The 14,222-nt window shown below is 31.8% G+C and carries 14 protein-coding genes and 1 pseudogene; 8 read left to right on the forward strand and 7 right to left on the reverse strand.

The features are described 5' to 3' along the window. Window positions 1-19: 19 nt before the first annotated feature. Window positions 20-462: pseudogene (tnpA, locus tag RHP49_02160) on the reverse strand (IS200/IS605 family transposase). 128 nt (window positions 463-590) lie between these two features. On the opposite strand from tnpA, the gene cysQ reads away from it, so the two are divergent. Genes cysQ through cysC form a run of 3 tightly spaced genes read left to right on the forward strand, consistent with a single transcriptional unit; the run spans window position 591 to window position 2,400 of the window. Then, on the forward strand, window positions 591-1,385 hold the full coding sequence (gene cysQ / locus RHP49_02165) for a 3'(2'),5'-bisphosphate nucleotidase CysQ (GenBank protein ID WNH13065.1): 795 nt from the start codon (window positions 591-593) through the stop codon (window positions 1,383-1,385). Next, window positions 1,385-1,807, forward strand: a complete 423-nt coding sequence (locus RHP49_02170) for a DUF2061 domain-containing protein (protein ID WNH13066.1) — start codon at window positions 1,385-1,387, stop codon at window positions 1,805-1,807. Before cysQ ends, RHP49_02170 begins: the two co-directional genes overlap by 1 nt. Further along, the gene (cysC, locus tag RHP49_02175) at window positions 1,804-2,400 is read left to right on the forward strand and encodes an adenylyl-sulfate kinase (GenBank protein ID WNH13067.1); all 597 of its coding nucleotides are present in this window, start codon (window positions 1,804-1,806) and stop codon (window positions 2,398-2,400) included. Before RHP49_02170 ends, cysC begins: the two co-directional genes overlap by 4 nt. A gap of 29 nt (window positions 2,401-2,429) precedes the next feature. On the opposite strand, the gene RHP49_02180 is transcribed toward cysC, so the two are convergent. From RHP49_02180 to RHP49_02205, 6 genes are all read right to left on the reverse strand, one after another. Next, entirely contained in the window at window positions 2,430-3,584 is a 1,155-nt protein-coding gene (locus RHP49_02180) for an MFS transporter (GenBank protein WNH13068.1), read from the reverse strand. Window positions 3,585-3,633: 49 nt separating this feature from the next. After that, the gene (locus RHP49_02185) at window positions 3,634-4,317 is read right to left on the reverse strand and encodes a sulfotransferase (GenBank protein ID WNH13069.1); all 684 of its coding nucleotides are present in this window, start codon (window positions 4,315-4,317) and stop codon (window positions 3,634-3,636) included. Between the two features lie 30 nt (window positions 4,318-4,347). Next, on the reverse strand, window positions 4,348-6,003 hold the full coding sequence (locus tag RHP49_02190) for an aryl-sulfate sulfotransferase (protein WNH13070.1): 1,656 nt from the start codon (window positions 6,001-6,003) through the stop codon (window positions 4,348-4,350). Between the two features lie 154 nt (window positions 6,004-6,157). Further along, complete coding sequence (locus tag RHP49_02195; GenBank protein WNH13071.1) at window positions 6,158-6,409, reverse strand: hypothetical protein; 252 nt, start codon at window positions 6,407-6,409, stop codon at window positions 6,158-6,160. Window positions 6,410-6,610: 201 nt separating this feature from the next. Beyond that, entirely contained in the window at window positions 6,611-7,267 is a 657-nt protein-coding gene (locus RHP49_02200) for a hypothetical protein (GenBank protein ID WNH13072.1), read from the reverse strand. A gap of 28 nt (window positions 7,268-7,295) precedes the next feature. Continuing rightward, window positions 7,296-7,601: a universal stress protein gene (locus RHP49_02205; GenBank protein ID WNH13073.1), complete on the reverse strand. Its 306-nt coding sequence runs from the start codon at window positions 7,599-7,601 to the stop codon at window positions 7,296-7,298. A gap of 261 nt (window positions 7,602-7,862) precedes the next feature. On the opposite strand from RHP49_02205, the gene RHP49_02210 reads away from it, so the two are divergent. The 5 genes from RHP49_02210 to RHP49_02230 all read left to right on the forward strand — a co-directional run bounded on the left by RHP49_02210 (window position 7,863) and on the right by RHP49_02230 (window position 14,213). Beyond that, the gene (locus RHP49_02210) at window positions 7,863-9,302 is read left to right on the forward strand and encodes a PAS domain S-box protein (protein WNH13074.1); all 1,440 of its coding nucleotides are present in this window, start codon (window positions 7,863-7,865) and stop codon (window positions 9,300-9,302) included. Between the two features lie 268 nt (window positions 9,303-9,570). Continuing rightward, on the forward strand, window positions 9,571-10,713 hold the full coding sequence (locus tag RHP49_02215; protein ID WNH13075.1) for a saccharopine dehydrogenase NADP-binding domain-containing protein: 1,143 nt from the start codon (window positions 9,571-9,573) through the stop codon (window positions 10,711-10,713). A gap of 208 nt (window positions 10,714-10,921) precedes the next feature. Beyond that, complete coding sequence (locus RHP49_02220; GenBank protein ID WNH13076.1) at window positions 10,922-12,244, forward strand: TolC family protein; 1,323 nt, start codon at window positions 10,922-10,924, stop codon at window positions 12,242-12,244. A 6-nt stretch (window positions 12,245-12,250) separates the two neighbouring features. Continuing rightward, window positions 12,251-13,468: an efflux RND transporter periplasmic adaptor subunit gene (locus tag RHP49_02225; protein ID WNH13077.1), complete on the forward strand. Its 1,218-nt coding sequence runs from the start codon at window positions 12,251-12,253 to the stop codon at window positions 13,466-13,468. Next, entirely contained in the window at window positions 13,410-14,213 is an 804-nt protein-coding gene (locus RHP49_02230) for an ABC transporter ATP-binding protein (protein ID WNH13078.1), read from the forward strand. Before RHP49_02225 ends, RHP49_02230 begins: the two co-directional genes overlap by 59 nt. The last annotated feature ends 9 nt before the right edge of the window (window positions 14,214-14,222 follow it).

The raw sequence follows: 14,222 nt of genomic DNA on the forward strand, positions 1-14,222 counted from the left end.
ATTCTATAAGAATATAACTTTACAAAAAAAGAATGTAATAAACTTTTTTATATTCTTTCTCCATCACTTGATTTTTCACATATGCCCATATCACTTCCTCATTTGAATATTATCCAACAGTATTGGCATAAAAACCGCTAGTCCAAAATTTACCTCCCCACAGTTTTCAACTTAATCTCAGGAAACCTTTTAAACAATTCTTTTGCAGTAATACTTTTTAACATGGCAATCATTTTAGAAACTGAATAATTTGGAACACTTTGAACTAAAAAATAAACGTGATTTGACTCATAACCTATCTCTATAAAATGAACCTCATAACTTTCTGAAATTTCCAAACAAACATCTTTTAACCCTTCTCCTATTTCTTTAGTGATTACTCCCTTTCGATATTTCAACGGAAATACCAAGTGATAAAGTAACAACGTTTTTATTATGTCTCTTAAAAATGTATTCACTCATTATTCGAAAGCACACTTTTTCAAAGTGTTATAAAAAAATCTCATCGTTATTCATTTATTTTTTCTATTTTAATAAGAAATTAAGAGTTTATTAAATTCAAAAAATTAACCAACCTCTAAACATACTCTGTGAACAATTATTTAAATATCTCTATTAAAGCAGCTGTTGAGGCTGGGAAAGAAATTTTAAAAATTTATGAAAATGAATTTAAAATTGTTGAAAAAGAAGATAAATCACCTTTAACAGAGGCAGATACAGCTTCTAATAATATTATTACTCATTATTTAAAGGACACAAAAACACCAATTATTAGTGAAGAAATTAAGAATATCGCATTTTCTGAACGAAAGAAATGGAAAACCTGTTGGATTGTTGACCCATTAGATGGAACAAAAGAATTTATTAAAAGAAACGGTGAGTTTACAGTAAATATAGCTATGGTTGAAAATGGAATCCCAATCTATGGGGTTATATACGTTCCAGTTACCAGAGAACTCTATTATGCCGATGTTTCTAAGGGCGAAGCATATAAAACGCTCTTAAATAATGAACATGAATCGGATAAAGATTTTTTTTTAAAAACAGATTTAATCGCTCCTACAAAAGATACTGAAAATCTTCTAAGAGTGGTTGGAAGTCGTTCGCACATGAATGACCATACCCTTAATTTTATAGATGAACAGAAAAAAAACTACAAAGAAATAGATATAGTTTCTAAAGGTAGTTCCTTAAAATTTTGTCTTGTTGCAGAAGGGAAGGCCGATATTTACCCAAGATTTGCTCCTACCATGGAATGGGATACCGCAGCCGGACATGCTATTTGTAAAGCCGTTGGGCTGTCTGTTATTTCAAAAGAAACAAATAAAGAATTGTTATACAATAAGAATGATCTATTGAATAGCTATTTTGTAGTTAGAAAATAATGGCAGATGATTCACATAAACGTCATGTATTAAAGGCAATAACTTGGAGACTGGTAGGTACTCTTGATACTATAATATTATCTACATTTATTTCAGGGGATGCAACTATAGGTTTAAAGATTGGTATATCAGAATTTATCACCAAAATGATTTTATACTATTTTCATGAGCGTATTTGGTATCGATTCAATTTACCTAACAGTAAGAAAAGACACATATTAAAAACTTTTAGTTGGAGATTTATAGGTAGTTTAGATACATTTATATTATCCTGGATAATTTCTGGAAACCCTTTAACAGGACTAAAAATTGGTATAGCAGAAGTGCTTACAAAAATGATTTTGTATTATCTTCATGAAAGAATATGGTACGGATCTAACTTTGGTTTAGAAAAAAAAAAAAAAAATAGACTTCAAAGATGAAAAACAATGTGTTTCAACAAAATTATATAATTACACGTAAGGAAAGAATGTTAGCCAATGGTCATAATTCTTTCCTAATATTTTTTACGGGATTATCTGGATCAGGCAAATCTACTATTGCGTGTACTTTAGAAGAAAAACTATTTGAAAAAGGGTTTAAAACCTATGTTCTTGATGGCGATAACATTAGAAAAGGAATAAATAGAAATCTAGGGTTTTCACCAGAGGATCGTTCCGAAAACAACCGGCGCATAGGTGAAATTTCTAAACTATTTATAGATGCTGGCATTGTTGTTTTAGCGGCGTTCGTTTCGCCCTATAGAAAAGATAGGGATTTTATAAAGAACACCGTAGGTCACCATAACTTTATTGAAATATTTATGAACACTAGTTTAGAGGAATGCGAGAGAAGAGATGTAAAAGGCTTGTATGCTAAGGCTCGTAAAGGAGAAATAAAAAACATGACTGGTATTAGTGCGCCTTATGAAAAACCTTTGAATCCTGATATTGAAATAACACAACAACGTTCTATAGAAGAAGCCGTTAATATAATTTACAATTATATAGAAGAAAAACTACAATTCAAGAAATAATAAATCTTTTTAGACCTTGAATATTTGATTCATTTTTTTCGTTTTAAATGTAAAATAAAAAACAACAAGCTTAAACCAATTAAAATAATTGAAATAACATAAAATAATTGGGCTAGTGAAATAATTTTTAAAAGTGGCAGCAACAAAATAGGAGATAAAAACTGCCCCATAAACCAAAATGTGGTTAACCTTCCTATTTCTCTACCACGTATTTCTATAGGTGCTAGTTGCATCACCCAAATATTAGCATTTGGTATTAAAACTCCCATGCCCAAACCAGTGAATATAACACCTAATATTACCATTAAAAAACTAGATGATATGGCCATTGTAATAAATCCCAAGGCCATTAAAAAATACCCCAAACAAAACACTTGTTGAAAATTCAGTTTATCCTTTATTTTTGAGTATGAAAAAGCTGAAACAGCCGAAAAAAAAGTACTAGAAGCTATTGCTATACCTATTAATGCGTTTTTTTCAACACCTAATGATTTTAAATAAAAGGGAACCTGAACTGGAATGATGAAAAATATAATCCACATCAGCATGATGTTTATAAAAACAAACCAAATAATTTTAGGTGATTTTATAGATTTATCTAATGGTTTTACTTCTAAATATTTTGTGGGTTCTTTTAAATACAAATAAGTAAATGGTAGGATAAGTATTGAAAAAAAGTAAAGCAAAAAAGGCACTCTCCAATTAATATCAGCCAAAAAACCACCAAGTGTTATAAATATTATACCTCCAATAGACATAACTGCTATTTGTATGCCAGCAAACTTCTGTCTCGCTTTTCCTTGATAATAATCTGCAACCAATGTAGTTACTATCGTCATTGAAATTCCAACACTAATACCCAATAAGGCTCTTCCTGCCAGGATAAGATAAATATTATCTAACCAATACCCTGAACTACCTCCAATTGCATACAAAACAAGTGCTATTCCTAACAATTTAAGACGCCCAAATTTATCAATTATCAATCCTGCACCTATGGCGCTTATGGCTATAAAAAGACCAGGAAATGACAACACAAGCTTAACTAAACTAGCTGCATTAGGTAAATAAGAAAATGATTTCGTCATATCAGGAAGTGACGCCGATATAGTTATCATGGACATGATTGTAAGACTACTCACTAACAATATAGTGGCTTTAACTTGCCAGCTTTCTGAATTCATTCTTGAAAAGAATTAATTAATAAGAAAAAGATAGTGTTGAAATAAATAATTAAACCATTTGACCTTTCATTAATTTTGGAAGCATTTCCTTAAAATTCTCTTTTTTATTTAAATGTGGAAGCGGTTCTTTTGGTTCCTTTACTCCTAAAAATTTACACAACGGCCCCCAACCATCTCTCACATCATAAACTAATAATTTATCGCTTGGCACACTTGCTTTTACGTCGGCAATATGTTCATTCCAAACTTTTTCAGCAAAGGCCTTATCTAGAAACTTACCTTCCAATTCATCAGCAAAAAAGACTTTCTTGAACCATTTAATAACTTTAACTACTTTTCGCGTCCTTGCACTTAAAAGCAATTTACTTATCATTTTAATTTTTTCAACTGGGGTTTGGGGTCCAGCCCTAAACACTGTACTATCAACACTTTTATACCAAGATTCAAAATCCCTAATAGTAAGAATTACCTTTGCATCAGGATAGTTTTTCATATGTTCCTTATACCATGGATACCCAGGAAAATCTACCGTACCATCATATCCTTCATAAAGCGCTTCCCAGTCTGTATTTCCTGTTTCATCGAGAGTTTTCCAATAATGAAGTCGCTCTGGGTTCACTAATAGCTCTTTCATATGGTACACATGTTTGCAGTAGCCCAAAGTTACAAGGGATACTTTTAGCGTATTGGTTCCTGTTCTTGGAAATCCAGCTCCTATAATTTTTATTGACATAATTATATGTTTTTTGGTTGGTTACTTATTTTATTGTCCACTCGCATTTGCCATTGGTGGCGGGGGCGGCATTTTAAAAATAAAAGGTTCTGGTTGTGTGTCAATGGGTTTTAAATCCTTTCCTTGAAATGCAGGATAATCCAAATCAAAATGCGTGCTTCTATATTGTGCATATTTAAAAGGTCCTATTGGTTGGGATGTACTACCATCTGGCAATTTATATTGATCATTATATGGATTCCAGTATTCCCAAACTATTTTTTTGTCGGGAGTAACTTCAAACAAACGACCAGTTACTCCTGAAGTAATTAGCGTGTTTCCGTTTTTTAATCTTTGAGCCCCTGAAATAAATGGTGAGTAGAAAGAGTATTTATCTGGAGCCATATATTCCCAAACTAGTTCAGAAGGCCCAATTGGTCCTTCTTCAGGAATAGAGTAAGATCCATTATCATTAGTTGGAGGAACGAACTCATAAACAGCACTGTAGTTACCAAAATCGCCTACTGCCACTTGTGGGTCTGGCGATTGCGCTTTTTGTAATGCGGCACCTAAACTAGGTAATTTATTGTTTGGATTATGGATGTCATTATTAAAAACAATCAAATGGCCTTCTCCAAGATATCCTTTAGGAATAAATTTAACATCGTGTTGCCCAAATAGCATTTGATCTTCTTTGGTTCCTCTACCATAGTTTTGCGGATTTCCCCACCTGTAAAGCAAGTCGCCTTCAGGACCTTTTGCTTCTTCTGTTGAAACACTATGGTCTATAATATAAATTTCACCAAAACCTGGAGAACTAAAAACTATTTGATCTAATTCGGCATTATACGAAACCGAATTAACATGTGTGAGATCGGAGTGCTGATTGTCAACCGTTGCATTTGATGTCATATTACCCATTTGTTTCATTTGCTCGATTTCTTCTTCATTCATTAGCGGGCCTTCTTCTGCACTTATAATATTAATGTTTATTTTACGTGGATTGTCTTTTATTACACCATAATTATTTTTTGAAGCATCAAAATCCTGTATAAGGTGATCCCATATATCCCATTCCCAAACAACCTCACCTCCATTTGGTTTTGTAGGTTTAATTTCAATGATTTTATCTATCCAAAGACCTCCTTTTAGAAGATTTTCTGGGTTTCTTCCGGCTTCAAGAGATTCTTCGGGAGTTCGAGCTTTATAACAAATGGCCAAAATATTGCCATTGGGCATGATTTCTATATCATGGTGAATAAGTTCAGTCTCATTTGCCAATTTAAAATCCCAAAGTAAATTGCCATCCCAATCATACTCTCTAATATAACCGGCTTGACCACCAAATGCAAAAGTTGGAAAATCATCATCTCTTTCAAGCCTAATTAAATGTCCGTTTTCTAGAAGATAACCATTAAGCATTGAGTTTAATTCACTTTTCCATACGTGAACAACATTACCATCTAAATCCATTAAATATGTTTTAGTACCTTCTGATGGAGAAAATAAAACATATCCTGGGGTCGCTTGGTTGGTCTTTAAAGTCAACCCTCTTTCTACTCTAACTGCAGCAAGAGGCCTAGTGTCTTCGGGCTTCCATTGGCGTACCTCAACCTCAGTCTTTTCAGCTGGTTCTTCTTTATCTGATTTACATGAAAAGGCCAAAAATAGTATGGCCATGAAAGTAATGGTTAAAAATCTTTTCATTATGGTTGATTATTAGTTAAAAATAATGGTAGGTTAATGACAATTATTGGGGAAGAAAATCACACGCCTAAATCTATTTAGGTCATCAGTCAAAAAATTCTATCGAATTTAACTTTTTTAATTGGAATTAAAAAAACTTTTTTTTATGATTGAGTTATTTATTTACTTCATAAACAGATTGATACAAAAAATTTAGAGAAATAGTTTTAAAAAAATGCGGTCTACAATCTATTATTTTTGACAAATCATTCATATACTTATGATAATCTACCAAACTACGAATTCGTTCACAATTACCTTCATATTGTTCTTTATAGATAGCAATATCATGATGTACGTGATATTCTTCATTAGCATATTCAAAATCCCATAACATTTTACTATCCCAACAATAGCACAAATACATACAAACCCGTAAAAAAGGCACTGATAACATTGTATTTAAAACAATATATTCATTATTTATAAGAGTTTTTTAATATTGAAATTTTGGATATGAATGGTCTCTCCGACTCCATAAAAAAACCCCGTAAACAATTAATTTACAAGGCTTTAAATTTTAGTTTGTGATTTTTGAGATAAAAATGTAGATTTTTTAATCTTCTTATTAAAACGCATTGGGTATAATCTGTTCTTTCTCTAACGACTTTATAATCGCTTTTACATAATTTGAAACAGAAGAATTGATTTGTCTCGGATCCACCAGATTATAGGATGCTACCCAAACCAAGGATTTTTCATTATTCGCTTTCAAATTATATAAAGAAGACTCAATGTGGTAAACTTTGTATCTATCGTAATAGCCATCAATGAAATAGGCGTCTTGATATAGGAAATAATACCATCCAAAACCTCGCCAATAATAATCCATCATATATCGATCACCACTGTAAGATTCTTTTTCATCAACACCCTTTACGACAGATATCAATATTGCATCAAAACCGTCTTGAGTAAGTTTTTTTATTTCATTTTGAATATCTTTTTCCGTTTGCTTTAAGCTTGTAAATGTTGACTCAAATACATCATAACTTTCAACAGCTTCTATGCCTCTTTTATTAAGTTCTGTTTTTAATTGCTCTTCAAATATTTTCCTTGCCGTTAGATTTTCTGTTAAACCAACAACTAAAACTTTTTTAGGATGAGAAATAATAAGCGCTTTATTAACCCAAGTGTCTGTCATTCTAGCAGAGGAACAACTCGCTAAAATCAATATTACCATGACATACGTTATTGCTCTAATAATTTTAAATAATTTATACATATTTGTTTTAACTTTTCAAATATTTTCATCACATATCCATCAAAACATCAGGATAATGAATAGGACTAATTAAGAACACAAACACTAAAAACATGATAGTCTGAAACACCCACATTAAAAGCGGAAATGTAATCAACTCACCTTTTGTTGCTGGTGGACGAACGGAATCCGCAATCAATCCATGAACACCAAAGCTAAACACCAAAAATGTAGGATTATCAAAAACATGAATCACTAATAATTTAGCTTTCATTTTAACACTCATGTTATGAGCATACTTTAATGCTAATTCGGAATTTTCTGAATAATCGGTAGCATACAAGATTGTTTTCATTGCACTACTTTTTCAATTTAAAACTCAATTTACGCCCCTAATCAGGTCTAACAAATGACCTAGGTCATTTACCAAGAAATGATGTTTTTCTATCTTTATTTAATAAAATTAAAACCACGAAAAACTTTAGAAACAAATAAAAAAAACATTTCCGAATTACAAATCACTATTAAACTGGTGTATCAATAAATACAAGGTGTTACTTAAAACAATTACAAAAATATTAGAGTGTTCTTTATTCACTAATCTAAATACAATAAAATGAAAGTCTCGTTTGAAAGAAAAATTCTACTAGGCTATATAATTAACATAGTTGTAATCATAGCACTTGGTCTAATTTACTGGAAATACATGCCTTTATCAACCAATAAATTATGGCATTGGATATCTTTAGTATTAATTGTGCTTTCCATAGGCATGTTAACCACTGTTTATTTTATTCTCAAAGCACAACTTAAAGCTAAAAAAGAATCAGAAGAAGAACTACTAAAGAATCAAAAATTAATGCAATCCATTATTAATAACACTACAAATGCGATTTCGGTTAAAAAAATCAATGGAGAATACATATTAGTAAACAAACAATACCAAACATTTTTTGAAGCAAAAGAGACCAATTTAATTGGAAAAACAAATGCCGACTTTTTAACAAAGGACATTGCAGACAAATATAGAAGTGCAGATTTAGATGTTATAAAAGCAGGTAAAGACATTCAAGTCGAAGAAATTATAGAAATATCAGGAACACCTCATACCTTTTTATCAGTTAAGTTTCCATTAAAGGATACTTCAAATAGACTATATGCTATCGGAACCATTTCAACAGATATAACCGAAAGAAAAAAACTATCAGAATCTTTAAAAGCTGCCGATGCTTTTTTTAACATCTCTATAGATAGCTTGGTCATTGCTTCACAAAACAAATTCATAAAAATAAATCCTTCTTTAAGTAAGATATTAGGATATAATGATAAAGAGCTTTTAAAAAAACCGTTTACAAATTTTATTTTTCCTGAAGACATTGAATTAACAAAAGAAGAAATTAAAAAACTTAAAAAAGGAACAAACGTAATCAACTTTAAAAACCGTTGGATATGCAAAGATGGTTCTGTAAAATGGTTGTCATGGAATGCAACAGCCGATAAAACAACTGGAACATTATACGCTATTGCTACAGATATTACTGAAAAAATAAAGCTTGAAGAAGAAAAGGAAAACACTTTAAACGCATTATATGAAAGCCAACAAAAACTAAATATGATTCTGGAAAATATTAATGATGGCGTGCTTGTTGCAAATACCAGTAAAGAAGTGATATTAGCTAACGATGTTGCCAATGCCCTTTTTGGAATAGAAGACGATTCTAAAATTCCTATCAATTTTTCTGACCACTTTAAAGTTCTGTTTCCAGACGGGAAGAAAACATTTCCAGTACAAGACCTTCCTGCCGAACGTGCTTTAGTTGGCGAAGTTACTGACAATGTAGACATCATATTAAAAGATTTAGAAACCAAAGAAATGCATAGGGTTTTATTAAGCGGCAGACCCATAATTGATAATGAAGGTCATGTAGTTGCAGTAGTTGTAACCATTAAAGACATTAGTAGATATAAAAAATTGGAAGAGGAGTTAGAACAAAAAGATCAGGAATCTAGACCAAAGATTGGCTTTAAAAATATAAAGCAAAAAAAGACAAACTAACACCCATCAAGTCATATCGAGTGTTGTATTTATTGTAAATAAAAGCACCACCTACTTTCCTAATTCAATTGATTGATATCATAGTCGTTTACAAGTAGTACTTGTATTTTTACCAAATACTCTGGACTTACTATTAACCTGTAACGGTTACTTATAGTTATCAAATTGTTTTTATTTAACTTTAAGCTTAAGAAACGAGCCTCTTAAAAATATTATCTCCCAAAAGGATGATTCTACAGGTAACGATTAAAAAAACAGATATAATCACATGAAAAAACACCATACTATTATAATAGCAGGAGCAGGTGGCATTGCCCAAGCTGTAGCACTTATATTGTCAGAATGGAGCAAAGTCCCACCAACAATTTACATAGGTAATAGAACACATTCTAAAGCACAAAAACTAGTAGAATGGATTAAAAGTGGCATTACTAAATCTTGTAACATAGAATCATTTCTTCTTTCTGAAGAAGGTCTTACTAAAGAGATGAAAGAAATCTTTAAGCAAGGAGAGATCATCCTAGATTGCCTACCAGGAACCCTAGCACCAAAAATAGCAGGTTATGCTAAAGATTATAATATGCACTATGCAAACCTGACAGAATATATTGCAGAAACCCAACAAATCATAAAATTAGCAAAAGATGCAACTACAGGTTTTGTACTCCAATCGGGTCTTGCGCCAGGCTATATTGACGTATTGGCAAATCATCTTTTTAAAGAATTTTGCACTGATTTTCAAGTAGACAAAGTAGACTCTCTAGTATTTAAGGTTGGAGCACTTACAAAAAATGCTGTTGCACCTCATTATTATGGTTTTACATGGAGTCCTGTAGGTGTTGCTACAGAATATATAAAAGAAGCCGAAGTGATTCGTGATTTCAAGAAAACAAGGCGTCCTTCTTTATCGGAACGTGCTGCAATAATAATTGATGGGATTACCTATGAAGAAGATTTAACTTCAGGAGGTGCAGCCAACTTACCAGATGCTTTATCAGGACAAGTAAATTCACTTGACTATAAGACTTTGAGACATTCAGGACATTATGCTTGGGTACAGGAACAAATTAATAATCTGGGTACTATTGATAGACCTATTGAAGCCTTACAGCTGATTATGGAAAAACAAATTCCGCATATTGAAGATGACCAAATTATAGTATATGCGGCAGTACAAGGTAAAGATACTCATGGAATCTTACGAAGAAATGAAATCTCAAAGAAAATTCTACCACAAAAAGTAGGCAAGCATCAATTAAGAGCCATACAAACAACAACGGCAGCACCTTTAATACAATCGGCTCAATTGCTATTAGAATCCTCTTTTAAAGGAGTCATTTTACAAAGTGAAATTGACCCAAAGGAATTTTTAAACGGAAATTTTATCGTTCCAATTTATGGAAATGTATAAATATATTTTGTTTCCATTATTAACATAGGCTTTGGATACTAATATAACATCTCAAATTCTTTAAGCCGTTTTTTAATTCTAAACTTATTTTAAAATACTTGATTGTATTTAACTAACATAATCTTTTATCTACACTATTCAAACTGACCCAAATCATTGTTTTGTTCCATTTTTAAATATATTTTGTTGTTTTAAATGAGCTTAAAACATGAAATTGAACAAAACAAAAATTCTGTTTCTTTTAGCTATCATTTTAGTTACTCATACAAATTATGCGCAAGACAGTATTCCGCTTAATTTAGAATCCGCAATTAAGCTAGCACTGGATAAAAACACAGATATTATCATTGCAAACTATCAAGTTTACACCTCAGAATTTGCTCTAAAAGAAGCCAAAGGTAATTTTTTACCCAAATTATATGCTTCTGCAAATTATAACAGAAATATTAATCGACAGGTTATTTTCTTGCCAACTGCTTTTGGAATGGGAGGAGGTGTAACTGAGCTTGGAGCGGATAATGATTATAGAGCTACATTAAATCTTTCCGTACCCATATTTTCTCATTTTAATAACAACAATAAAAAGCTTATAGAAACTAGGCTTAACTATCAAAATGAAGTAGCTAGAAATACACGACTAAATGTGATAAATAGCATTAAAAAAGCCTACTTCAACTATTTAATTGCTCAAGAAATGGTGAAAGTGCGACAAAAGCAATTAAAAAGTGCTCAAGAAACTTTTATAGATATAGAAAAAAGAAAGAAACTAGGGACACTAACCGATTATGATTTTACCACCGCAAAAGTTCAAGTAGCCCAAGCAAAAAATAGTTTATTAGAAGCACAAAACACCATACTCCCCTTGGCTAATAATTTAAAATTAGTATTGGGCTTAAAAAAAAATGACATTTTAAAATTAACAGAATCCGTAGCATTATTAGAACACGAACTTGTTTTTGAAGAAAATCCTTCAGAACTATTATCTCAAAACAGTACTTTAAAACAATTAGAAATAGATATTGAAGTAAAAAAAAACCAGATAAAACTAGCAAAATCAGCCTTCTTCCCCACTCTAGATGCTGTAGGAGCTTATAATTACCAAGCACAAGAAGACGGCTTTCATTTCTCAGATTACCGCTGGATAAATACGAGTTTTGTTGGCTTAAAATTACAATTTAGCATCTTTAATGGCAACATCACTAAAAACAAACTACAGCAAGCTAAAATAGCTAAAAACATTTCCGAAGAACAAAAAGAATACACTACAGAAGCTACCAAAATGCAATTACAAGTACTGTTATCGCAACTCGAATTTGCCAAACAAAAAACTGAAGTTCAGAAAGAAAACATGAACCTTACGGAAGAGGCTTTAAGACTCACAAAAAAACGCTATCAATTAGGTGTCGGAACCTTTTTAGAAGTCAATAACGCCGAATTATCATATACCCAAGCGCGTCTTTTCTGGTTACAAGCCATTTCAGATTACAAATCAGCGTACTACGATTACCAATTAGTAATAGGACAATATTAAACAGACATGAAAAAGTCTACCACCATCATATTAGGGATTATAGCACTACTTGTTATAGGTTATTTTGTTGTTAAACCAAAATTAGAAAACAAAAAACAGGAGTTCACCTATACTACTATAAAAAAAGGAGATATTGAAGCTATCGTCTCTAGTACAGGAACACTAGAAGCCATTAATACAGTAGAAGTTGGTACGCAAATATCTGGTACCATTTCAAAAATTTATGTGGATTATAATGATAAGGTAAACGAAGGACAATTATTAGCCGAAATGGATTTAAGACTTTTACAAACTAACCTGTTAACGGCACAAGCAAATTTAGCCGTAAACGAAGCGAGGTTTAAGCAAGCTGAAGAAGACTTTGAAAGAAATAAAGTATTGTACAAAGAAAAGGTGATTTCAGAGCAACAATACAACAGTTCTAAATATACTTACGAGCAGGTGTTAAGCAGTAAAAAAGCCTCCGAAGCTTCAGTAAAAAACATAGAAGTTAGTATGAGTTATGCGCGTATTAAATCACCTATAAATGGCACTATAATCGAACGAACAGTTGAAGAAGGACAAACTGTTGCTGCAAGCTTTGCCACACCTCGAATGTTTATTATAGCAGAAGATTTATCTAAAATGCAAATTCTGGCAGATGTAGATGAAAGCGATATTGGCTATATAAAAGACAGTATGCAAGTGCGTTTTTCAGTACAAACCTTTCCTGAAGTTAAATTTTATGGACTAGTTAGCCAAATCCGTTTACAACCCATAAAAATAAATAACGTGGTTAATTATCAAGTTGTGGTAGATGTAGACAATAAAAATGGAATGTTATTACCTGGAATGACTACGAATCTAGAGTTTATTTTAGATACGGCTTACAATGTTTTATTTATTAATAATTCTGCTTTGCGCTTTAGACCTAACGAAGCCATGCTAAAAGACATAAAACCTGTTCTAAAAGAAAAAACAAAATGGCTATTAGTAGATTCAATTCGACAAAATTTTATAGAAGCGATTACGAACGAAGAAACCTATACCCCTGCTAATTTCAAAAGTAATTTGCCATCACACATCAATGGCTTTTTTTATAAAGACGAAACAGGAAAAATAGATTTCAAATTCATAGAAACAGGAATAACATCTGGATTAGAATCTGAGATAAAAAAGTTTTTAGATGAGACACCACTTAGAGAAGGAGATAAAATCATTAACAGCATTAAAGAAAAAAAGTAAGGTGGAAACAAAAAGAGTCATAGAAACAAAAAAATTAAGTCGTATATTTAAAAATGGAGATATAGAAGTAAATGCCCTTACTGCAATAGATTTGATTATTGAAGAAGGTGAATTTGTTGCTATTATGGGGGCATCTGGTTCTGGAAAATCTACTTTATTGCATATTATTGGATGCTTAGACAGACCAACTTCTGGTGAGTATAACTTAGACGGTGTACGCGTTAATACCTTAAATAAAAATGAATTAGCAGATATTAGAAATCAGAAAATAGGATTCATTTTTCAGAGTTATAATTTGTTGTCTCGAACTACAGCTCTCGAAAATGTTGAGTTACCTTTAGTGTATGATAGAACAGGTCGCTTTTCTAACTCTAAGGAACTTGCTAAAAAAGCATTGGAACAAGTTGGCTTAGCAGATCGCATATACCATAAAATCAATGAACTTTCTGGCGGACAGCAACAACGTGTAGTCATTGCCAGAGCTTTGGTTAACAACCCTGCGCTTATTCTTGCCGATGAACCTACTGGGAATCTGGATAGCATGAATAGTATTGATATTGCAGACCTTTTTGTAAAACTAAATAATGAAGGAAAAACAATTATAATAATTACCCATGAAGAAGAAATTGCACAGTTTGCAAAACGCATGATTTATTTACGTGACGGCAAAATTTTAACCGATAAAATTATTAAAAACAGAAGCACAAAAGCAAGTGCTTTAAAAGATCTGGAAGCAACAGCTTAAATGATATAA

The organism is Flavobacteriaceae bacterium HL-DH10 (genome assembly GCA_031826515.1).
GTDB classification, from domain to species: domain Bacteria; phylum Bacteroidota; class Bacteroidia; order Flavobacteriales; family Flavobacteriaceae; genus Thalassobellus; species Thalassobellus suaedae.